Genomic DNA, 21,267 nt, shown 5'->3' with positions numbered 1-21,267 from the left:
TTTCCCTCAGCCAACCCGGGTCTCCCTCCACGGCTCCGACGCCCCAGCAGCGCCGATCCGCGCCGCCCGCCACCCACGGGACGGCGATCTCCGCGGCCGGGCTGCGTGCCTCCGACCGTTCCAGAAAGCGCTTTCTCATGCAACGGGCGGCCACGATGTCAACGTTGTCAGCGACCGCGATCCACCGGTCGGACGACTCACGCAGCCGGTCGGAAATTCTCCAGCGGTAGGACTCTTACCGAAGTGAGCGCGCGGCGCCCCGCGAAGATCAGCCGCTCTTGCTGCGGGTCTTCCGCGGCTGCCGGCTCTCGGCCCGCATCGCCCGCATGTCCAGGAAAGCGGCAACACCGGACACCAGCGCCGCGAACAGCCCGAGGAACCGGCCCAGGCCGGGTCCGATGGTGACCCCGGCGGCCTCGAAGATGCCGCGCTGGTCGGCGTCGAACTCCCAGTCCAGCGTGAACCAGCCCAGCACCATCAGCAGCAGCGACGCCGCGGCGACCATCAGCCACAGCTGCGGCAGGCCACTGACGCGCAGGGTCCGGATTCGCCCGAAAGCGACCACCACCAGCCCGGCCAGCAGCAACGGCAGCGGCGGGCACCAGGAGAAGAAGCTCGAGTGCCACGCGTCGCGGACGACGTCACCGTGGGGCAACTGCGCGAGGATGTCCTCGATGTCCGGCCTGGTGGCGGTCAGCGTGGTCCACGGCAGGAACGTCGAGCCCAGCGCGAGCAGCCCGGCCGCCAGGCCGAGCCACTCGCGCCAGGTGACGCTTTTGACGAATCCCGGCAACGTCAAGAACCGACGCGCTCGATGATCAGCTCCCGGACCCGCTTGGCGTCGGCTTGCCCCTTGGTCGCCTTCATGACCGCACCGACGATCGCGCCCGCCGCGGCGACCTTCCCGCCGCGGATCTTTTCCGCGACGTCCGGCTGCGCCGCCAGTGCCTCGTCGACCGCCGCGAGCAGCGCCGAGTCGTCCGAGACGACCTTCAGCCCACGCTTCTCGACGACTTCCCGCGGCTCGCCCTCGCCGGCGAGCACGCCCTGGACGACTTCCTTCGCCAGCTTGTTCGTCAGCTCCCCGGACGTGACCAGCCCGATCACCTCGGCCACCTGGGCCGGGGTGATCGCCAGCTCGGCCAGCTCGACCTCGCGGGCGTTGGCCTCCTGGGCGAGGGTGTTGACCCACCAGCCACGGGCGTCGTCCGGCGACGCGCCGGCCTCGACGGTGGCCGCGACGAGCTCGACGGCGCCGACGTTCAGCAGGTCACGCAGGGCTTCGTCGGAAAGCGACCATTCCCGCTGGATCCGCTTCCGCCGCTCCGAAGGCATCTCCGGCAGCGTCCCCCGCAGTTCCTCGACCCATTCGCGCGACGGCGCGATCGGGACCAGGTCGGGCTCCGGGAAGTACCGGTAGTCCTCAGCGGTCTCCTTGGTGCGGCCCGGCGAAGTGGTGCCGTCGGCCTCCTGGAAGTGCCGCGTCTCCTGCTTGATCGAACCGCCCTCGGCGAGGATCGCCGCCTGCCGCGTCATCTCGTAGCGGACGGCGCGCTCGACGCTGCGCAGCGAGTTGACGTTCTTCGTCTCGGTGCGGGTCCCGAACTCGGTCGCGTCCTTCGCCATCAGCGAGACGTTCGCGTCGCACCGCAGCGAGCCCTGGTCCATCCGGACGTCGGAAACGTCGAGCGCGCGAAGCAGGTCCCGCAGCGCGCTCACGTACGCCCGCGCGACCTCTGGCGCCCGCTCACCGGTGCCTTCGATCGGCTTCGTCACGATTTCGATCAACGGTACGCCGGCCCGGTTGTAGTCGAGCAGCGAGTGCTCGGCACCGTGGATCCGCCCGGTGGCGCCGCCGACGTGCAGCGACTTGCCGGTGTCCTCCTCCATGTGCGCGCGCTCGATCTGAACGCGCACGACCTCGCCGTCGTCGAGCGTGACGTCGAGGTAGCCGTTGAAGGCGATCGGCTCGTCGTACTGCGAGGTCTGGAAGTTCTTCGGCATGTCCGGGTAGAAGTAGTTCTTCCGCGCGAACCGGCACCACTCGGCGATCTCGCAGTTCAGCGCGAGACCGATCCGGATGGCCCCCTCGACCGCCTTGCCGTTGACCGCCGGCAACGCGCCGGGCAGGCCGAGGCAGGTCGGGCAGACCTTCGTGTTCGGCTCGCCGCCGAACTCGTTCGGGCAGCCGCAGAACATCTTCGTGTTCGTGTTCAGCTCGACGTGCACCTCGAGCCCGAGCACGGGGTTGAACCGCTCGACGACGTCGGCGTAGTCCATCAACTCGGCCACGGCAGTCACTTCGTTCCTCCCAGCTCCGGGACCTTGTGGATGAGAGCCCCACCGGCGGCCGCGTCACGGGCGGCCTCGTAGGCGGCGCCGACCCGGTAGAGCCGGTCGTCGGCGAGCGCCGGGGCCATGATCTGCAGCCCGACCGGCAGGCCGTCCTCGTCGGAGAGCCCGCTCGGCACGCTCATGGCGGCGTTGCCGGCGAGGTTCGACGGGATCGTGCACAGGTCGGCGAGGTACATGGCCATCGGGTCGTCGACGCGCTCGCCGATCTTGAACGCCGTGGTCGGCGTCGTGGGCGAAACGAGGACATCAACCTGCTCGAAGGCGGCGTCGAAGTCACGCGTGATGAGCGTGCGCACCTTCTGCGCCGAGCCGTAGTAGGCGTCGTAGTAGCCGGACGACAACGCGTAGGTGCCCAGCATGATCCGCCGCTTGACCTCGGCGCCGAAGCCCTTCTCCCGCGTCAGCGACATGACCTCTTCGGCGCTGTGCGTACCGTCGTCGGCGACGCGCAGGCCGTAGCGCATGGCGTCGAACCGCGCGAGGTTCGACGAGCACTCGCTCGGCGCGATCAGGTAGTACGCGGGCAGCGCGTAGACGAAATTCGGACAGGACACTTCGACGACGTCCGCGCCGAGCGCCCGCAGCTGCTCGACCGCGGCCTGGAACGACCGCAGCACGCCCGGCTGGTAACCGTCGCCGCCGAACTCCTTCACGACGCCGACCTTGACGCCCTTCAGGTCACCGTTCGCACCCTGGCGCGCAGCGGCGACGACCGGCGGCACCGGTGCGTCGATGGACGTCGAGTCCCGCGGGTCGTACCCGGCGATGACCTCGTGCAGCAGAGCGGCGTCGAGCACCGTCCGCGCGCAGGGCCCGGCCTGGTCGAGCGAGGAAGAAAAAGCGACCAGGCCGTACCGCGAGACGCCACCGTAGGTGGGCTTGACCCCGACGGTGCCGGTGACGGACCCGGGCTGCCGGATCGACCCGCCGGTGTCGGTGCCGATCGCGATGGCGGCCTCGAACGCCGCGATCGACGCCGACGAGCCACCACCCGACCCGCCCGGGATGCGGGCGTGGTCCCACGGGTTGTGCGTCGGGCCGTACGCGGAGTTCTCGGTCGACGACCCCATGGCGAACTCGTCCATGTTCGTCTTGCCGAGGATCACGACGCCGGCCTCGCGCAGCTTGCGCGTCACGGTCGCGTCGTACGGCGGGATCCAGCCTTCGAGCGTTTTCGAACCACAGGTCGTCGGTACGCCCTCGGTCGTCAGCACGTCCTTGAGCGCGAGCGGCACGCCGGCCAGCGGCGACGCGGGCGCCTGGCCGTCGGCGAGACCTTCGTCGACCGCCTTGGCCGCGGCCAGCGCGCCCTCGGTGTCGACGTGCAGGAACGCGTGGATGTGGTCGTCGACCTCGGCGATCCGGTCCAGGTGGGCCTGCGTGACCTCGACCGCGGACACCTCGCGCGAGTGGATCTTGCCCGCCAGCTCCGCGGCGGTCAGCTTGATGAGCTCGGTCACTGCTCTTCCCCCAGAATCCGCGGCACCCGGAACCGGCCCTCTTCGGCGGCCGGCGCACCGGCCAGTGCCTGCTGCTGCGAGAGCCCGGGGACGACGACGTCCTGTCGGAAGACGTTCGTCAGTGGCACGGCGTGCGACGTGGGTGGCACATCGGCGGCGGCGACCTCGCTCACCTTGGCCACCGAGTCCAGGATCTGGTCGAGCTGGCCGGCGAAGACGTCGATCTCGTCGTCGGTCACGGCCAGCCTGGCCAGCTTCGCGAGGTGCGCGACCTCGTCTCGGGAAATGTTGGGCACGCGGGTGACTCCCGGGTTGTGCTGTGCGGGTTGTCTCGGAAGCTGCAAGTCTATGGTGGCGGCGCGGGCGGACTCGACTGGGTTACGCCCGGCGCAGGCCGGCTGCCGTCCGGCGACGCTCACATCCCGCCCGGCGGACAGCAGGTCCCGCGAGCCGGGTGCGTCTGTCACAATCGGCGACCGGCATCGAGCGTCCCACGGCAAGGCTGGGACGCCAGAGGTGAGAGGGGCGCGTGGTGTCGTTCCTGATCCGGGTCCTCCTTCCGGACAGCCCGGGGACCCTCGGCGCGGTCGCCACGGCGCTCGGCACGGTAGGCGCCGACATCCTCAGCGTGGACGTCGTCGAGCGCGGCAGCGGAGTCGCCGTTGACGACCTGGTGGTCGAGCTCCCGTCGGGCCGTCTGCCCGACGCGCTGATCACGGCCGCGGAGAGTGTCGAGGGCGTCGAAGTCGATGCGGTCCGTCCCTACGCGGGCGTCCTGGACACGCACCGCGAGCTCGAGCTCGTCGAAGAAATCGCCGCGCAGCCGAAGTCGGGCCTCGACATCCTCGCCGAGGGCGTTCCCCGCATCGTGCGCGCCGGCTGGGCGATGATCGTCGAACATTCGGAGACCGGCGCGGTCCGGCTGGCCTCGTCCAGCGCGGCCCCGGAGACCCCGATCACCGACCTGCCGTGGCTGCCGCTGGAACGCGCGACGGTCCTCGACAGCGAGGAGGCCTGGATCCCGGAGACGTGGAAGGAGCTCGGCACCGAGCTCGCCGCGACCCCGCTCGGCAAGCCGGGCAAGGCGCTGCTCGTCGCCCGCCCGGGCGGGCCGAACTTCCGCGCCGCGGAGGTCGCCCGGCTCGCCCACCTCGCCGGCATCGTCGCGGTCGTCCTCGACGGCTAACGGGAAGCCCGTCACGTCGCCGAAAGGGACGAGTCCGCGTGGGCTCGTCCCTTTCTCGACAACGCCCAGGTCAGCAGTCGATCTGATAGGCGATCAGGGAGATGTGCGGGAACGGCCGCCAGTCCCGCTCGGCCAGGCGCGTGAACCCGAGGCGTTCGTAGAGCCGATGCGCGCTGTGCATCCGGTCGACGCTGCTGAGCACCACTTTGCGGAGGCCGAGCGCGCGAGCGCGGTCGAACACGGCCTTGATCAAGGCTTCGCCGATACCGCGGCCGCGCGCCGACGGCACCACCGCCAGCATCCGGAACTCCAGCTCGCCCGGACGCGAGACCTCGGCGTATTCGGACCCCGGATGCACGACGGTCACGGTCCCGACCACCTCCCCCGCCCCGTCCACGGCGACCAGGACCTCGGCCTTCTCGACCCGTCGCGCGACGTCACGCAGCATCGCGTCGTAGCCGACATCGTCGGCCAAGTGGCCGTCGGCCTCGTACGCCCGCACCGTGACCTCGCCCGCCGCGGCGTACTCCTCGGGCCGCGGCGGCCTGATCTCGACGTCACCCATCCGTACCCCCGGTTTCTTCCTCGGCGGTCTCGTCGCCGGCCGGCAGCGCCACCTCCCGCGCCGCGTCGGGGCCCTGCTCCAGCAGGACGCGGAAGCCGGCTTCGTCGAGCACCGGCACCTTGAGCTGGATGGCCTTGTCGTATTTCGAACCAGGCGAGTCCCCGACGACGACGAAGGCGGTCTTCTTCGAGACCGACCCGGCGGCCTTGCCACCGCGGGCCATGACGACTTCCTTGGCCTCATCGCGCGAGAAGCCGTCGAGCGAGCCCGTCACCACGATCGACAGCCCCTCGAGGTGGCGCGGGATCGACTCGTCGCGCTCCTCCTCCATCCGCACGCCGGCGCGTCGCCACTTTTCGACGATCTCACGGTGCCAGGCGACGTCGAACCACTCCTGCGTCGCGTGGGCGATGGTCGGGCCGACGCCGTCGACAGCCGAAAGTTTCTCCTCGGAGGCCTGCTCGATCCGTTCGATCGAGCCGAACTCACGGGCCAGCGCCTGCGCCGCGGTCGGCCCGACGTGCCGGATCGACAGGGCGACCAGCACCTTCCACAACGGCCGGTCCTTGGCCGCGTCGAGGTTGGCGAGCAGCTTCCGCGCGTTCGCCGACAGCTCCCCCGCCTTGGTCCGGAACAGTTCGACCTCGACGAGGCTGTCCTCGTTCAGGTCGAAGACGTCGCCCTCATCGGCGACCACCCGGGCGTCGAGCAGCGCGACCGCCGCCTCGTACCCGAGGACCTCGATGTCGAAGGCGCCACGCCCGGCCAGGTGGAACAGGCGCTCCCGCAGCTGCGCGGGACAGAACCGGGTGTTCGGGCACCGGATGTCCTTGTCGCCTTCCTTCTGGTAGGCGAGCTCCGTGCCGCATTCCGGGCAGTGGGTGGGCATGACGAACTCGCGCTCGTCGCCCGTGCGCGCATCCACGACCGGACCGAGGACCTCGGGAATGACGTCGCCGGCCTTCCGGATGACGATCCGGTCGCCGATGAGCACGCCCTTGCGCTTGACCTCCTCCTGGTTGTGGAGGGTGGCCCTGGCCACGGTCGATCCCGCGACCGTGACCGGCTCGGTGACCGCGAACGGGGTCACCCGCCCGGTCCGCCCGACACCGACCTGGATGTCCAGCAGTGTGGTGATCGCCTCTTCCGGCGGGTACTTGTACGCGATCGCCCACCGCGGGGCGCGTGACGTCGTACCCAGCCGGCGCTGCAACGCCACCTGGTCGACCTTGATGACCACGCCGTCGATCTCGTGCTCGGCGTCGTGCCGGTGCTCGCCCCAGTAGGCGATGTGCGCGGTGAGCTCGTCAGCCGAACTCAGGACCTTGCTGTGCGGCGACACCGGCAGCCCCCACGCGGCCAGCGCGTCGTACGCCTCCGACTGACGCTGGGGCTCGAAGCCCGCGCGTTTGCCGAGGCCGTGGCAGATCAGCCGCAGCCGGCGCTCGCGGGTGATCTTGGGATCTTTCTGCCGTAGCGAGCCGGCCGCGGTGTTCCGCGGGTTCGCGTACGGCGGCTTGCCGGCTTCGACCATCTTCGCGTTCAGCTCGAGGAAGTCCTCGACGCGGAAGTAGACCTCGCCACGCACCTCGACCAGGGCGGGCACCGGGAACTGTTCGGTGCCGGTCAGCGTCTGCGGCACCTGGTCGAGCGTGCGAACGTTGAGCGTGACGTCTTCACCGGTCCGGCCGTCGCCCCGCGTGAGTGCCCGGGTCAGGTGGCCGTTTTCGTACAGGAGGTTGATCGCCAGGCCGTCGATCTTCAGCTCGGCGAGGAATTCCGTGCGCCCGACCTCTTTCTCGACGCGTTCGACCCAGGCCAGGAACTCGTCCTCGGCGAACACGTTGTCCAAGCTGAGCATGCGTTCGAGGTGGTCGTGCGCGGTGAACTCGGTCGAGAACGTGCCACCGACCCGCTGGGTCGGCGACTCGGGCGTGACGAGTGCCGGGTGCGCCTCCTCGAGCCGCTGCAGTTCGCCCAGCAGCTCGTCGAACTGCCCGTCGGAGATGATCGGCGAGTCCAGGACGTAGTAGCGGAACTGGTGGTCCCGCAGTTCCTCGGCGAGGGCGCTGTGCCGCTCGCGCACGTCGGCCGGGACGTCGGCGACGTCCTCCGCGGCCACCGGGGCGTCGACCGCCGCAACCTGGTCCTGGGGAAGTTCGGTGCTGCTCACGGGTGGTAACCCTAGCCGGAGGTACCGACATTTTCGTCCGGTCCGCCGCCCAGTCCACGGACCAGTTCACGGAGCTCCAGAAGGGTGACGGCGCCGGCCGGCTCGGCCTCCGCGGTCTCGACGCGCCGTAGTCGTTCGGCGGCGAGCCGTTCACCCAATGTCGCGTCGAGCGGCAGGAACGTCATGGTCCGCCGGGCGGCGTCGTCGAGATCGCCGAAGCGCGGATGGAAGACGGCGACGTCGACCACGTGCTCCTCGTCGTCCACCTGGGCGACGACCCGGACATCGGCCAGTGCGATCCGGTGCTCGCCGAGGTTCACCGTGACCTCGGTCGGATCGGGCACCGGCGGGACCGAATCGTGGTACTCCCAGATCGCGTCGTCCGGCGGCGCGGCCGCACGCCACGCGTCGGTGAACGGCCGCACGTCCGGATCTTCCTGGCCGGTCACGACCAGGGCGTAGATCGCCTGGCGACCACGCTCGAGCGAGAAGTGCAGCCGCGGGTGCAGCGCCTCGACCAGCTGGCAGAGCTCGTGCTCGACCCGGTGCGGCTCGCCCTCGCCCAGTGCCGCGCTGACCATGGGAAGCAGCTCGAACCAGCCGTGCCAGAACGCCTCCGCGGCGGCCGCCGGATCGTCCGGCACGGGCTGCTCGGGCCACGCGGTGCGCGGGTCGGGCGGATCGGCGGCGGCGCTCTTGCGGCGGAACAGACGCATGGTTACGGGTGATCCTCGTTCGGTCGGCTACGCGACACGCTACTTGCCGGCTGGAGCGGACGTCGGCGAGTTGCCGGAATCCCTCACCAGCCTTCCGGCGGCTCCACGAAGGCTTTGCCGAGGTCCCGGGTCAGCGCCAGGGCTCGCCGCAGCCATTCCGGCGTCGCGCCGGCGAGCCCGCAGGTGGGTGTCGGCACCGCCCGTTCGGCGAGGATGCTGCGGTTGAAGCCGAGCCGGTCGGCCAGCCGGAACGCCGGCTCTCCGATGTCCTTCAGGCTCGGCGGAGACGCCGGCGAAGTCGCCGGAACGGCACCCATGAACAGGGTCGCCCCGCCGTCCCACACCTCGCCGATCTCGTCGAGGAACGCGGCAGAGGCGCCATCCAGCGCGGCGAGGTCGAAAGCCAGGGCATCCGCACCGGCCTCACGCAGGAGTCCCAGGGGCGGTTTCGCGGCGCAGCAGTGCAGGATCACCGGGCGATCGGTGATCCGTCGCGCGCCCTCGATCACGGTGGTGAGCAGCTGACGGGCCTCAGGCTCCGGCACCGCGGGGACGGTCCCGTAGCCGGATGGCGTCGACAGGTCGCCGGCCAGCACCGCGGGCAACGACGGTTCGTCGAACTGGACCACCATCGGCGCGCCGGTCCTGGCCTGCACTTCCGCGACATGCTCGGCCAGGCCGTCCAACAAGGACGACGTGAAGTCCCGCAAAGCCCCGCGATCGGTGAGCACCCGGTGGCCCCGGGCCAGTTCGATCCCGGCGCCGAGCGTCCACGGCCCGGCCACCTGGACCTTGAAGACCGGCGGGGTGACCCCGGCCTTCTCCCGCGCCTCCTGCACGGCGTCGAGATCCCAGCGAAGCAGATCGAGGGCCCGGCGGTGCTCGTGTCCAGGCCGCGACGCGACGCGGTAGCCGCTCGGCACGACCTCGACAGCCAGGTCGACGAGCAGTGCGGCGGTCCGGCCCAGCATGTCCGCCCCGACGCCGCGGGCCGGCAGCTCGGGCAGGTGCGGGAAGTCGGGCAGTTCGCCGAACACGACCGCCGCCGCTTCGGCCGGATCCTCGCCCGGCATCGATCCGATCGCCGTCGCGGCTCCGCTGGGCCAGATTCGCTCACTCACGACCAACGATTCTGGTCGACCCCTCGGTGCCGGTACCGGCCGGGGCGTCAAGATGCGGACATACACCGCATTTCCGTTTGAGTGGCACCATGAGCGGGTCCGCGGCGATAGGCTGACCGGCCATGACGAGTTCGCCACCGCAGCCGGGCTGGTACCCGGACGCGCGGGACCCCCGTCTGCACCGATGGTGGGACGGCCGGGCCTGGACCGCCGACACCCGCCCGGCCCACCCATCCCCGCCGCCGCCGCCGAGCGACTCCGAGCCGATCGAGCTGGACATCGAGCGCGCCCACGACCCGGCCCGGATCCAGAACCAGGTCAATCGGGCGACACGTGGCAGGGGCGGAACACGCGCCGGGGGCGGGACCCTGTTCACCGAGCCGGTCCTCGTGGTCAACCAGCGCGCCAAGCTGATCGAGATGGCCAACGAGTTCGGCGTCTTCGACCAAGACGGCAACCGGCTCGGCGGGGTCGTCGAGGTGGGCCAGAGCACGCTGAAGAAGGCGATCCGGCTCCTGACCAACTACGACCAGTTCCTGACCCACAAGTTCGAAGTCCGCGACGCCAACCACAGCACCGTGCTCAAGGTGACCCGGCCGGCGAAGGTGTTCAAGTCCCGGTTCCTCGTCACCAGGGCCGACGAGACGCCGATCGGCGAGATCGTCCAGGAGAACGTCTTCGGCAAGATCCGGTTCGGCTTCATCGTCGACGGCCGGCCGGTCGGCGGGATCTTCGCCGAGAACTGGCGAGCCTGGAACTTCTCGATTCGCGACCACGCCGACACCGAGGTCGCCCGGGTGACCAAGACCTGGGGTGGGTTCCTCAAAGCCGCCTTCACCACGGCCGACAACTACGTCGTGGAGATCCCTCACCCGCTGCCGGATCCGCTCGCCAGCATGGTGGTCGCCGCGGCCCTGACGATCGACACGGCCCTGAAGCAGGACACCGACTGATCGAGTGACCGGCGTCTCATCTCCTCCCGGTGGACAGCGGGCCCGGCACGGCTCAGGGTGAAGAAAGGCCGGGACGCCGCAGTCTCGCCGGGACGGAGGTCACCGTGGAACCGTTGCCGGAAAGCAGCGACAGGAACTGGACCGAGCCCGGAATCTACGAGGTCTCCTCCGGCGTCTACCGGATCCCGTTGCCGCTGCCCAACGATGCTTTGCGCGCGGTCAACGTCTACGCGGTCACCGACGGCGAGAAGCTGGTCCTGGTCGATTCCGGATGGGCGCTGACCGTGGCCCGGCAACAGCTCGCCGACGCCCTGAGCGGGATCGGCGCCGGACTCGCCGACGTCAGCGAGTTCCTCGTGACCCACGTGCATCGGGACCACTACTCGCAGGCGGTGGTCCTCCGTCGTGACTTCGGTTCGAAGATCGCCCTCGGCCAGGATGAAGAGCCATCGCTCAAGGCATCCGGCAATCCCGACCGCCTGCCGATGGAAGCCCAGGTCGACCTCTTGGTCCAGGCCGGTGCCGGCGAAGTCGTGGAAGCGCTGGCCCGTCAGTTCGGCACGAGTCGGCGGCACACGGAAGCCGACCTCTGGGAAGCGCCCGACGAATGGCTGACACCGGGTCCGCGGCCGATCCTGCCCGGGCGCGAGTTCGAAGTCGTCGCCACTCCGGGACACACATCCGGTCACGTCGTCTTCGTCGACGACACCGCCGACCTGTTGTTCTCCGGTGACCACGTGCTGCCGCACATCACGCCCTCCATCGGGTTCCAGCCGGTGCCGGCCGAACTTCCGCTCAACGACTTCATCGGCTCGCTTCGCTTGGTGCGTGCCATGCCTGACCGCCGCATGCTTCCCGCCCACGGCCCGGTATCCGAGAGCGTGCACACCCGGGTCGACGAACTGCTGGAACACCATCGTCAACGTCTCGAGACGGTAGCCTCCCAAATCGAGGCCGGCGCTACTTGCGCGTACGAAGCCGCACACCGGATCGGCTGGACCCGCCGCAACCGCAAACTGTCCGAAATGGACTCCTTCAATCAGATGCTTGCGGTCCTCGAAACCGCAGCGCACCTCGATCTCCTGGTGTCCCAAGGAAAACTGAGCGCCCAACACGTCGACGGGGTTCGTCGTTACGCGGTGAACTGAGCCCACGCCCGGCCAGCACTGCGGGTAGCCGCCTCGTTGCAGTTAGGTCCGCCGTCGGGCCTCCTGCATACTGGGTGCAATGGAGGTCATCAGACGCGCCCGGGCAACGGACATCGAGGCGCTTGTGCGCCTGTTCGGCGCACCGGGCGAACCGTTGGCGGCCGCCCTCGGGGAACTCATGACCACCCCGCATGTCACGCTGGTCGTTGCCGAGGACGACAACGGCGTCGCCGGAACTGCGCAGCTGACCGTGCTTCGAGGCCTGGCCTGGGACGGCGCGTCCCGCGGCCTGCTCGAGGGCATCCGCGCCGCGCGACGCGGTGTGACCAGTGCGCTCCTGACCTGGGGCATCGACGAAGCCCGCCGGCGCGGTTGCGCGCGCATCCACCTCGATTCAGGCGTCAACCGCGGTGACCTGCGAGACTTCTACGCACGCTTCGGTTTCGAGTACAGCTACCAAGGATTCACCCGCGTCCTGTGATACTGGCGTCGTGGCTGACTACACCATCCGCAGGGCACGGCGAGAAGACATCGAGGCGATCGTGCACATGCTGGCGGACGACCAGCTCGGCGCCACCCGGGACGATCCCGGCGACCTCGAGCCCTACCTGCGCGCCTTTGACGACATCGTCGCGGATCCGAATCAGCTTTTGGTGGTCGTCGCGTCAGACGACAAGCCAGTCGGCACCCTGCAGCTGACGATCATTCCGGGGCTAGCCAGGCGCGGCGCGCTTCGCGGCCAGATCGAGGCCGTGCGGATTCACGCCGACCATCGAGGCACCGGGCTGGGCGCCGATCTCGTCCGCTGGGCGATCGACGAGTCGCGGCGGCGCGGGTGCGCCCTGGTGCAACTCACGTCGGACACCTCCCGGACAAAAGCACACCGGTTCTACGAGCGGCTCGGATTCGTACCCAGTCACACGGGATTCAAGCTCAAGCTCTGAGCGGCGAAGCCCGCTACCCACGCCGAAGCAACGACTGTCTATTTCGGATATCAACCCTCCCATGAGCGTCACGCGCACGTGCGCATACGCGAACGATCTCGAAACAATTACCATCCGTCAAGAGGTAGGGCGCGAACGGTCCATTCGCGCCCTTTTGATGACTTTCCTTGCGAGCCGTCGTACCGTCGAGCTCATGACAAATTCACAACCAGTCCACAAGCTCCTCCCCGCCTCCCTTCACAGCGCCGGCGGCGAACTTCCGTTCGTGCTGCAATCGGTCCGCGCCGACCCGAACACGTTGCAGCGCATGAAAGACGACCAGGTCATCGATCTGATCCGCGATACCGACGCGGAGATCTCGAAGCTGCAAGCCGTGCAGCTGAGAGCGATCGCGGACCTGAGCGTGCGACGGAGACGGGCGCCCAGCGCGTCGTCGGAAGTCGCGTTGGCCTTGTCCACAACGGAACACCGCGCCAGTGCCATTGTTTCCGCGGCCAACGCACTGATTGCCCGCCTCCCTCGCATGCTCAACCTCATGGATGGCGGCCGGCTCGACCTCTATCGCGCCATGAAGGTCACCGATGCGACGGCATGGCTGTCGGGAGATCACGTCCGTGTCGTCGACGCGACGCTCGAGGATCGGGTGCCAGGACGGAACGCCACCCAGGTCCGCCGGGCCGCGGCCTACGCCGCCGCGCAGGCCGATCCCGACGGCGCGGCGCTCCGCACCGAGAGAAAGCTCGTCGAGCGGCGGCTCACCCTCCACCACCAAGACACCGGCGTGACCCATCTGTCGGTCAACAACGCACCGACGGAGAAGGCAACTGCCGCCTACGCCCGCGTCGACCAGGCCGCCCGTGCGTTGAAGACGCCGGACGAACCGCGAACGTTGGATCAGCTCCGCGCGGACGTGGCCATCGATCTGCTGCTCAGCGGCACAGGCGGCCCGAGCGAACGCACCGAGGTCTTCCTGCACATCGACCTGGCCACCTACCTCGGCCTCAATCAGACCCCGGCGGCGTTGTCCGGTCGCGGCCCCATTGCGTCTGCGCTGGCTCGGCACATCATCGGCGGCCCCGATACCACGCTGCGCCGAGTTCTCACCGATCCGCGAACCGGTCACGCGGTCGAACTGTCTCCGACGCGCTACTCGCTCGAGCAGGACGAATTCATCAAGGTTCGCGACCAAGAGTGCCGACAGCCCGGATGCACGCGCCCCGCACAGAGCTGCGGAATCAAGGCGACTCGCACGAAGGGCGAGCCCGGAGGCGTTGCGGACCAGGCAGTCACCTTCTGCTCGCGGCACAGCAAGCTGGAGGGACAGCCTGGCTGGGACTACGAAGTCGCGCCGGACGGCACGCTCAACGTCGCGACGCCGACAGGACAGGTCCATTCGACAACGCCGCCGTCGATGCACCCCGGCCGCCGACGGGCGAACCGGCTCCGGAAGAAGCCCCGGAAGTGATCGAGGATCAGCGCGTGCCGGAGATCTTCGCGCTGCCGAGGACAACGTCTCCATCGCCGGGATCAGGACGGTAGAGAACGACGACCTGACCCGGAGCGACTCCACGCAGTGGCTCACGCAAGTGCAGCGTCATGGTGTCGTTGTCCACGTCGGCGACCGCATCCACGATCCCTCCGTGCGCTCTGACCTGGATCACGCATTCGGTGGGTTCGGTCAGCGGCCGGCCACTGGGCCAGATCGCCCGGTCAGCCTCGATCACCTTGACGCCGAGGCCGGCCGCGGAACCGACCTTGACGGAGCCCGAGACCGGTTCGAGCGACAGGACGTACCGAGGACGGCCATCCGGCGCCGGAGCATCGATCCCCAAGCCCTTGCGCTGGCCGACCGTGAACCCGTGCACCCCCGTGTGCTGGCCGAGGACTGCACCTGTCTCCGCGTCCACGAGCTCGCCAGGACGCTGTCCCAGCCGGTTCTCCAGGAACTTTTTGGTGTCGCCGTCCGGGATGAAGCAGATGTCGTGGCTGTCCGGCTTGTTGGCGACGGACAGGCCTCGTCGCTCCGCCTCGGCCCGCACGTCGGTCTTCCACGAGCCGCCCAGGGGGAACATGGCGTGGCTGAGCTGTTCCGGCGTCAACGAGGCGAGTACGTACGACTGGTCCTTGCCGCTGTCCGCGCTGCGACGCAACTCAGGCACACCGTCTACCACGGTGAGGCGCGCGTAGTGACCTGTCGCGACGGCATCGAATCCAAGCGCCATCGCCTTTTCGAGGAGCGCTTCGAACTTGATCTTCTCGTTGCAGGTGACGCAAGGGTTCGGGGTGCGCCCGGCGGCGTATTCGCCGACGAAGGTCTCAACGACCTCTTCGGTGAAGCGCTCGGCGAAATCCCAGATGTAGAACGGGATTCCGAGGATGTCGGCGGCCCGCCGGGCGTCGTGGGAGTCCTCGATCGTGCAACACCCGCGCGAGCCGGTCCGCAGAGTGCCCGGCTTGGCCGACAGGGCCAGGTGCACACCGACGACGTCGTGCCCGGCGTCGACCGCGCGCGCCGCGGCGACCGCCGAGTCCACTCCTCCGCTCATCGCGGCCAATACCCGCATTGCTTACACCTCTTGCTTCTGGGTCTGCTTGCGCATTCCGGCGAGGCCGGCCTGCCGGGCGCGCATGACGACGCCACCGATCTCCGCGGCCACGGCCTCGACGTCTGCGGCGGTGGATGTGTGGCCAAGGGAGAAACGGAGGGAACCGCGAGCCGCCGCCGGGTCAGCCCCCATGGCGAGCAGCACATGGCTCGGCTGCGCGACGCCTGCGGTGCACGCCGACCCCGTCGAGCATTCGATGCCCTTGGCGTCGAGCAGCATCAACAGGCTGTCGCCGGCGCATCCGGGGAAGGTGAAATGGGCATGGCTGGGCAGCCTCTCGCCCTCTCCACCGTTGAGGACGGCGTCGGGTACCTCACGTTGGACGGCCTCGACGAGCCCGTCTCGAAGTTCCTCGACCCGCTTCGCGTAGTCGGCTCGGGTCGCGACGCTGATTCGGACCGCAGTCGCGAAACTCACGATCGCCGGGACGTCCAGGGTTCCGGAGCGGACGTTGCGTTCCTGGCCCCCGCCGTGCAGCAGAGGCGCACAAGCTACGTCACGTCCGAGCAGAAGCGCTCCCACCCCGAATGGGCCACCGAGCTTGTGCCCGGTCAGGGTGAGCGCTGAGGCGCCGCTGGCGGCGAAGTCGACCGGTGCGGCCCCGACGGCCTGGACCGCGTCGGTGTGGAACGGGATGTCGAACTCGGCGCACACTGCCGCCAGCTCGGCGATCGGGTTGATCGTGCCGACCTCGTTGTTCGCCCACATCACGGTGGCCAACGCCACGGTCTCGGGATCCGCGGCGATGGCTGCGCGGAGGACGTCAGGCGACACCCGTCCCTGGCTGTCCACGTCGAGCAGCGTGACCTCGGCGCCGCTGTGGGCTTCGAGCCATTCGACGGTGTCCAGCACTGCGTGGTGCTCCGCGGCACCGCAAAGGATGCGGCGACGCTGCTCCTGCTCACCGCGACGAGCCCAGTAGATCCCCTTGATCGCGAGGTTGTCGCTCTCGGTGCCCCCGCCGGTGAAGATCACCTCGGAGGGGCGGGCGCCCAGTGCCTCGGCAATGGTTTCGCGGGCTTCTTCGACCATCCGGCGAGCCCGGCGGCCCGAAGAATGCAGTGCCGAGGCGTTGCCCACGGTGGACAGCGCCTCGGTCATCGCCGCTATGGCTTCGGGCAACATCGGAGTGGTCGCCGCGTGGTCGAGATAGGTCATCGCTGTTCCAGGGTAGTCCGCTCCAGCGCGTGACGAAGCCCACCCTGGCCCTCGAAGTGGGCTGTCACACCTTTGACGGCCACCGCCCGGTCAGCCGGACACCCACCACCGCGAGCGCCACCAGGGCCACCGTGAGCAGGGCCATCGCCGGCGACGGGTCGAGAACCGAGCCGACCGCGCCGAGCAGGACACCGCCCAGGCCGATGAGCAGCGCAGAGCCGACCCAGTCCGCGAGCTGCATCGCCGAGGTGTTGAATCCGCGCTCGCCCTCGGGCGAGTAGCGGAGCAGGAGGACGGAGATCGCGGGCATCGCGATCCCCATGCCTGCGCCGCCGACCGCACAAGCCACGAAAGCGACCCAGCCGGGGAACCACGGCTGCGAAACCAGACCGAAGCCGACCAGGCCGGCGGCAATCAGCCAGAACCCGGTGCGCAGCGACGCCTCTCGCGACCAGTCGAGGTACCGGCCCTGCGCTGCCGACGCCGCGGACCAGCCCAGCGCCGTGATCGTGAGTGGCAGGCCGGCGAGGGCAGGGCTGTAACCGTGGACCGCGCTCATCACCAGAGGGAGGTACGCCTCCATCCCCGCATACGCTCCGGCGATCAGGGCGCGGGAGGCGATGACCGTCGGGAGGCCGGGGTGGGACGTCAGTGTCCCGGTCGGCAGCAGCGTCCGGAGCGCGTAGCCCAGCGCGATCAGCCCGACCGTGCCGTAGCCGAGCGAGACGACTGACTGGTGTTGAGCCGCCCACGTCAACGCTGCGACGCCGAGCGCAGCGATGATCGCCTGCGGCACGCTCGCCCGCCGGCCGCCCGTGGCCGGTCCGTGGGCGGGCAAGCGCCGGACGACCACGACCAGCATGAGCACGCCGACGGCCACGAGCGGAACCAAACCGAGGAAGACCCAGCGCCAGCCGACGCTGACCGTCACGACCCCGGCCACTGAGGGCCCGATGACCGCTGGCAGAACCCAGGCGGCGGCGTTCGCGGCGTAGATGACCGGACGTTCGTGGTCGGTGAACGTCAGCGCGATCAGGAGCGAGACCGAGACGAGGAGCAATCCCGAACCGAAGCCCTGCAACGCACGACCGAGGAGGAGCGTCGGCATCCCGCTCGCCGTTCCCGCGATCACGAGACCGGCCGCGAACAACACAGGCCCGGCGAGCAGAGCCGGCGCCGGGCCGCGGCGGTCGCCGATCCGGCCCGAAAGCACCGTCGCGACCACGCTGGAGATCAGGAAGATCGTGAAAGGCCACGAGTAGAGCGACAACCCGTGGAGGTCGGCGACCAGCGTGGGCATCGCCGTCGCCACGCCCATGCTCTCGAACGCGACCAATGTGACCACGAGCAGCAGCGCGATCGTGGTCAGCCGGTGTTCCGCGCTCCAGAGCACACTTCGGCGACGGGGTGCGGAGTCGATCGTCGAGGCCATGATCAGCAGCCTGCAACCTCCAGCCTGCTGGAGGTCAAGGTGGTTCAGGCCGAGCGGTGCGCTACCGGTTCCAGCGGCAGGTCGCGGGCTGGCGCGGCCGCTTCGCCGCGGGAACTCACGTCGAGCTTGTCGAGGATGTTGCGGACGTGGAACTTCACCATGTGCTCGCTGAGCTGCAGGTGTTCGGCGATCTGCCGGTTGCGCAGACCCCTGGGAGATCCCCGACAGGACTTCCAGTTCGCGGGGTTGAGCCGATCGAGGGGACGCAGCTCCGGCGGCTCGGCCACGCCGAGCGGGAGGGCCGCCGTGACCGTCGTGCCCCAGCTCGGCACGGCGTCGACCTCCCAGTGGCCGCCGAGGGCCGTGAGGCGCTCGGTCAACCCTCAGGGCGGGACCGCGTCGGCGACTCCGGGGCAATCGTCGCGGATCGTCATCCAGCACTGATCCGTCCACGCGCCAGGATGCCCTCAAACGCGTGGTCCGCGAGGGTGAGACGCTGCTGCTCCACGGCGCCAGCGGCACGGTCGGGCGGTTCGCCGCTCAGGTGGCCGTGGCGCAGGTCGAAAGCGAGGGTGGGCACCCTGGCCGAAAGTTGACCATCGCTGTCGGCTGAACGAAAAGGGGGCCAATCCGGGCCTGTCGCCGGATCGCGGCGACAGGGCCCGGATCACTTCGCGGGAGGCGAAGCCAGTGGGGCCGCCTGGCGGCGCGGGGTCCGCCGCCGCTGCTGAGCCGGGATCTGGACCGTGCCCAGCGCGGAATGGACCGCCGCCTCGGCGAGGGCGGCCAGTTCGCGGCGGGTTTCCGCGCGGCCCGGGGCGATCTCCGGGCAGACGTGGATCTCGAGCACCAGGCCGCGCAAGGCCGCGACCCGGCGCAGGGACGCGATCAGCGACTCCGGTCCGATGAACGCCGGACGGCTGGTCTCGCGGCCGTCGGCGAGGCGGTACCGCAACGCGATCGGGCGCACCGGGACACCGCCGTCGATGGCCGCCTGGAACGTCGCCGTCGTGAAGCGGCCCGACGCCAGGCCGCACCACGTCGTGCCCTCCGGCGTGACGCTCACCAGCGAGCCCGTCCTCAGCGCGTCGGCCAGCGACGCCATCGTGGCGGGCAACGTCGTCAGCCGCTCGCGGTCGACGAAGATGCTGCCGCCGCGGCGGACCAGGCCGCCGAGCACCGGCCAGCCCGCGATTTCCTTCTTGGCCAGCGCGCGCATCGGCCGCAACGCGTTGATCGCGACGATGTCCAGCCACGAGATGTGGTTGTTGACCACCAGCGCGCCACGGCCGGCGGGCGCGGTCAGGAAGTCGGCGCCGCCCCGGATGTCCAGCCGGACGCCGAACGCCCGCAGCACGCCGAGGAAGATCAGCCGGAGCAGTCGCTCGCGGCCCGGGGCGACCAGCAGCAAGGGCGCGGACACCAGCGCCGCGAGCACGACCGAGATCGCCGCCGCGAAGCGCAGGACCCGTCGCGGGAGACCGACCACCGGGTCGTCGGCGGTGAGGCAGCCGTCGCCGCAGGGCGACGACGGCATCCAGGCGTGGCTCATCCCTGGCTCCCGAGGAAGAACTTCAGGTACCGCTCGTCGACGTTGTGCAGGTCCAGAAGGACGAAGAAGTCCGCGACGCCGAAGTCGACGTCGAGTGCCGGTGGCCCGCAGACCTTGGCGCCGAGCCGGACGTAGCCCTTGATCAGCGGCGGCAGCGTGGGCCGCGCCGGGCGCTCGATGCCCGTGGTGTCCCACGGGATCAACGGCGTGACGCGCGTGGCCTCGTCGGAGTAGTGCTTGGCGCGCAGGACGTCCCACACGCCGGCGGCGAAGGAACCGTCGTCCACCAGCGGGACGGACGCGCAACCGGCGAGGTAGCGGTGGCCGGAAAGCAGCATGTAGCGGGCGATGCCGGCCCAGACCAGGCTCACGACGCCGCCGCTGCGGTGGTCCGGATGCACGCACGACCGGCCGGTTTCGACCAGTGACGGGCGCAGGCCGTCGATCGCGGTCAGGTCGAACTCGCTGTCGGCGTAGAGCTTCCCGGCCTGGGCGGCGCGTTCCGGCGGCAGCATGCGGTAGCAGCCGACGATCTCGCCCGTGTTGTCGTCGCGGACCACGAGGTGGTCGCAAAACTCGTCGAACTCGTCGACGTCGAGACCGGGCCGCGGGGAGTGGAGGCGCGCACCCATTTCCTCGGCGAAAACCCGGTGACGCAGTTTCTGCGCCGCGACCACTTCGTCGTTCGCGTGCGCGACGAGGAGCGAGTACCGGCGGGCGTCGGCGGGGCGCTCGGCACCCGCCTGATCAGTGCTGACGAGGAGCTGTGACGTCGTCATGGTCAAGGTTTACCTGCGCGGAGGAAGCCGCGGAGAGTGCTATCCGATGACCGATGAATGCACGTTCAGTTAATGGCGGGTTCTCTGTCCCGAAAACGCACGAAGGGCCTTCCGGGTCACCCGGAAGGCCCTTCGCGAGCGAGGATCAGCCCTTGCGCTTCTCGACCGCTTCGGTCAGCTGCGGCGCGACGTTGAACAGGTCGCCGACGATGCCGAAGTCGGCGATCTCGAAGATCGGCGCCTCCGCGTCCTTGTTGACGGCGATGATCGTCTTCGACGTCTGCATGCCCGCGCGGTGCTGGATCGCGCCGGAGATGCCGAGCGCGATGTACAGCTGCGGCGAGACAGTCTTGCCGGTCTGGCCGACCTGGAACTGCGCCGGGTAGTAGCCCGAGTCGACAGCGGCACGCGAGGCGCCGACAGCCGCGCCGAGCGAGTCGGCCAGCTTCTCGACGACGTCGAACTTCTCCGCCGAGCCGACGCCGCGGCCACCGGACACCACGATGGAGGCCTCGGTCAGCTCCGGCCGGTCACCGCCGGTCACGGGCTCGACGCCGGTGATCTTGGTGGTCTTCGCCGCGTCGACCGCGGGGAGCTCGACGGTCTCCTCGGCCGCCGCGCCCTCGGCCGGCTCGGCCTCGACCGCGCCCGGGCGGATCGAGACGACCGGCGCGCCCTTCGCGGACTTGGACTTGACCGAGAACGCGCCACCGAAGATGGACTGGTCGATGACGCCGTCACCGTTGACGCCCACGGCGTCGTAGATCAGGCCGGAGCCCAGGCGCACGGCCAGGCGGGCGGCGACCTCCTTGCCCTCACCGCTGGCGGTGACGAGCACCGCGGCCGGGGACGCCTGCTGCGCGAGCGCGGCGAGCACGTCGACCTTGGGCGTGACCAGGTAGTTCGCGGCGTCGTCACCTTCCGCGACATACACCTTGGCGGCGCCGTGCGACGCCAGCGCCTGCTTCGCCTTGGCGGCGGTCCCGGTCGGGCCGACGACGACGGCCGACGGCTCACCGAGCGCGCGGGCGGCGGTCAGCAGCTCGAGCGTGACCTTCTTGACCTCACCGTCGACGTGGTCGACGAGGACGAGTACTTCAGCCATGGTTCTACTTCCTC

General features: G+C 69.7%; 21 protein-coding genes. 6 read left to right on the top strand and 15 right to left on the bottom strand.

Annotated elements, in window-relative coordinates; translation table 11 throughout:
• Nucleotides 1-268: 268 nt before the first annotated feature.
• From QRY02_RS46140 to gatC, 4 genes are read right to left on the bottom strand one after another with little or no spacing between them, the layout of a single operon-like run.
• On the bottom strand, nucleotides 269-799 hold the full coding sequence (locus QRY02_RS46140) for a hypothetical protein (protein ID WP_285988993.1): 531 nt from the start codon (nucleotides 797-799) through the stop codon (nucleotides 269-271).
• Nucleotides 796-2,301, bottom strand: a complete 1,506-nt coding sequence (gene gatB, locus QRY02_RS46135) for an Asp-tRNA(Asn)/Glu-tRNA(Gln) amidotransferase subunit GatB (protein ID WP_285988992.1) — start codon at nucleotides 2,299-2,301, stop codon at nucleotides 796-798. The genes QRY02_RS46140 and gatB overlap by 4 nt, the downstream gene beginning before the upstream one ends.
• Nucleotides 2,298-3,815: an Asp-tRNA(Asn)/Glu-tRNA(Gln) amidotransferase subunit GatA gene (gene gatA, locus QRY02_RS46130; RefSeq protein ID WP_285988991.1), complete on the bottom strand. Its 1,518-nt coding sequence runs from the start codon at nucleotides 3,813-3,815 to the stop codon at nucleotides 2,298-2,300. The genes gatB and gatA overlap by 4 nt, the downstream gene beginning before the upstream one ends.
• On the bottom strand, nucleotides 3,812-4,111 hold the full coding sequence (gene gatC, locus QRY02_RS46125) for an Asp-tRNA(Asn)/Glu-tRNA(Gln) amidotransferase subunit GatC (RefSeq protein WP_285988990.1): 300 nt from the start codon (nucleotides 4,109-4,111) through the stop codon (nucleotides 3,812-3,814). Before gatC ends, gatA begins: the two co-directional genes overlap by 4 nt.
• Nucleotides 4,112-4,347: 236 nt before the next feature.
• Here gatC and QRY02_RS46120 point away from each other — a divergent pair, with 236 nt between their 5' ends.
• A complete protein-coding gene (locus QRY02_RS46120) occupies nucleotides 4,348-5,001 on the top strand; it encodes an ACT domain-containing protein (RefSeq protein ID WP_043781008.1) in 654 nt (217 codons plus the stop codon).
• 70 nt (nucleotides 5,002-5,071) lie between these two features.
• On the opposite strand, the gene QRY02_RS46115 is transcribed toward QRY02_RS46120, so the two are convergent.
• From QRY02_RS46115 to QRY02_RS46100, 4 genes are all read right to left on the bottom strand, one after another.
• Nucleotides 5,072-5,566: a GNAT family N-acetyltransferase gene (locus QRY02_RS46115; RefSeq protein ID WP_285988989.1), complete on the bottom strand. Its 495-nt coding sequence runs from the start codon at nucleotides 5,564-5,566 to the stop codon at nucleotides 5,072-5,074.
• Entirely contained in the window at nucleotides 5,559-7,739 is a 2,181-nt protein-coding gene (gene ligA, locus QRY02_RS46110; RefSeq protein ID WP_285988988.1) for an NAD-dependent DNA ligase LigA, read from the bottom strand. Before ligA ends, QRY02_RS46115 begins: the two co-directional genes overlap by 8 nt.
• 11 nt (nucleotides 7,740-7,750) lie before the next feature.
• Nucleotides 7,751-8,455 (bottom strand): hypothetical protein, encoded by a 705-nt coding sequence (locus QRY02_RS46105; protein WP_285988987.1) that lies wholly within the window; start codon nucleotides 8,453-8,455, stop codon nucleotides 7,751-7,753.
• 83 nt (nucleotides 8,456-8,538) lie between these two features.
• On the bottom strand, nucleotides 8,539-9,576 hold the full coding sequence (locus QRY02_RS46100) for a uroporphyrinogen decarboxylase/cobalamine-independent methonine synthase family protein (RefSeq protein WP_285988986.1): 1,038 nt from the start codon (nucleotides 9,574-9,576) through the stop codon (nucleotides 8,539-8,541).
• Nucleotides 9,577-9,698: 122 nt separating this feature from the next.
• Here QRY02_RS46100 and QRY02_RS46095 point away from each other — a divergent pair, with 122 nt between their 5' ends.
• The 5 genes from QRY02_RS46095 to QRY02_RS46075 all read left to right on the top strand — a co-directional run bounded on the left by QRY02_RS46095 (nucleotide 9,699) and on the right by QRY02_RS46075 (nucleotide 14,086).
• Nucleotides 9,699-10,529 (top strand): LURP-one-related family protein, encoded by an 831-nt coding sequence (locus tag QRY02_RS46095; RefSeq protein ID WP_285988985.1) that lies wholly within the window; start codon nucleotides 9,699-9,701, stop codon nucleotides 10,527-10,529.
• A gap of 104 nt (nucleotides 10,530-10,633) precedes the next feature.
• Complete coding sequence (locus tag QRY02_RS46090) at nucleotides 10,634-11,677, top strand: MBL fold metallo-hydrolase (RefSeq protein WP_285988984.1); 1,044 nt, start codon at nucleotides 10,634-10,636, stop codon at nucleotides 11,675-11,677.
• Nucleotides 11,678-11,756: 79 nt separating this feature from the next.
• A complete protein-coding gene (locus QRY02_RS46085; RefSeq protein WP_285988983.1) occupies nucleotides 11,757-12,158 on the top strand; it encodes a GNAT family N-acetyltransferase in 402 nt (133 codons plus the stop codon).
• Nucleotides 12,159-12,168: 10 nt separating this feature from the next.
• Nucleotides 12,169-12,621, top strand: coding sequence for a GNAT family N-acetyltransferase (locus tag QRY02_RS46080; protein WP_285988982.1), 453 nt, complete (start codon nucleotides 12,169-12,171; stop codon nucleotides 12,619-12,621).
• A gap of 193 nt (nucleotides 12,622-12,814) precedes the next feature.
• Nucleotides 12,815-14,086 (top strand): DUF222 domain-containing protein, encoded by a 1,272-nt coding sequence (locus tag QRY02_RS46075; protein ID WP_502874305.1) that lies wholly within the window; start codon nucleotides 12,815-12,817, stop codon nucleotides 14,084-14,086.
• Nucleotides 14,087-14,093: 7 nt separating this feature from the next.
• On the opposite strand, the gene mnmA is transcribed toward QRY02_RS46075, so the two are convergent.
• From mnmA to QRY02_RS46040, 7 genes are all read right to left on the bottom strand, one after another.
• Nucleotides 14,094-15,185 (bottom strand): tRNA 2-thiouridine(34) synthase MnmA, encoded by a 1,092-nt coding sequence (gene mnmA, locus QRY02_RS46070; protein WP_285988980.1) that lies wholly within the window; start codon nucleotides 15,183-15,185, stop codon nucleotides 14,094-14,096.
• A gap of 3 nt (nucleotides 15,186-15,188) precedes the next feature.
• Nucleotides 15,189-16,385 carry a cysteine desulfurase family protein gene (locus tag QRY02_RS46065; RefSeq protein WP_285988979.1) on the bottom strand — a complete coding sequence of 399 codons (1,197 nt, stop codon included), beginning with the start codon at nucleotides 16,383-16,385 and terminating at the stop codon, nucleotides 15,189-15,191.
• Nucleotides 16,386-16,449: 64 nt separating this feature from the next.
• Nucleotides 16,450-17,817: an MFS transporter gene (locus QRY02_RS46060; protein ID WP_285988978.1), complete on the bottom strand. Its 1,368-nt coding sequence runs from the start codon at nucleotides 17,815-17,817 to the stop codon at nucleotides 16,450-16,452.
• Between the two features lie 44 nt (nucleotides 17,818-17,861).
• Nucleotides 17,862-18,197 carry a helix-turn-helix transcriptional regulator gene (locus QRY02_RS46055; protein ID WP_285988977.1) on the bottom strand — a complete coding sequence of 112 codons (336 nt, stop codon included), beginning with the start codon at nucleotides 18,195-18,197 and terminating at the stop codon, nucleotides 17,862-17,864.
• A gap of 287 nt (nucleotides 18,198-18,484) precedes the next feature.
• Nucleotides 18,485-19,369: a lysophospholipid acyltransferase family protein gene (locus QRY02_RS46050; protein WP_285988976.1), complete on the bottom strand. Its 885-nt coding sequence runs from the start codon at nucleotides 19,367-19,369 to the stop codon at nucleotides 18,485-18,487.
• On the bottom strand, nucleotides 19,366-20,148 hold the full coding sequence (locus QRY02_RS46045; protein WP_285988975.1) for a GNAT family N-acetyltransferase: 783 nt from the start codon (nucleotides 20,146-20,148) through the stop codon (nucleotides 19,366-19,368). Before QRY02_RS46045 ends, QRY02_RS46050 begins: the two co-directional genes overlap by 4 nt.
• Before the next feature lie 145 nt (nucleotides 20,149-20,293).
• Entirely contained in the window at nucleotides 20,294-21,253 is a 960-nt protein-coding gene (locus QRY02_RS46040) for an electron transfer flavoprotein subunit alpha/FixB family protein (protein ID WP_285988974.1), read from the bottom strand.
• Nucleotides 21,254-21,267 lie beyond the last annotated feature (14 nt).

The organism is Amycolatopsis sp. DG1A-15b, assembly GCF_030285645.1.
In the GTDB taxonomy this organism is placed as follows: domain Bacteria; phylum Actinomycetota; class Actinomycetes; order Mycobacteriales; family Pseudonocardiaceae; genus Amycolatopsis.
This window is presented reverse-complemented; position numbering and strand designations above follow the sequence as displayed.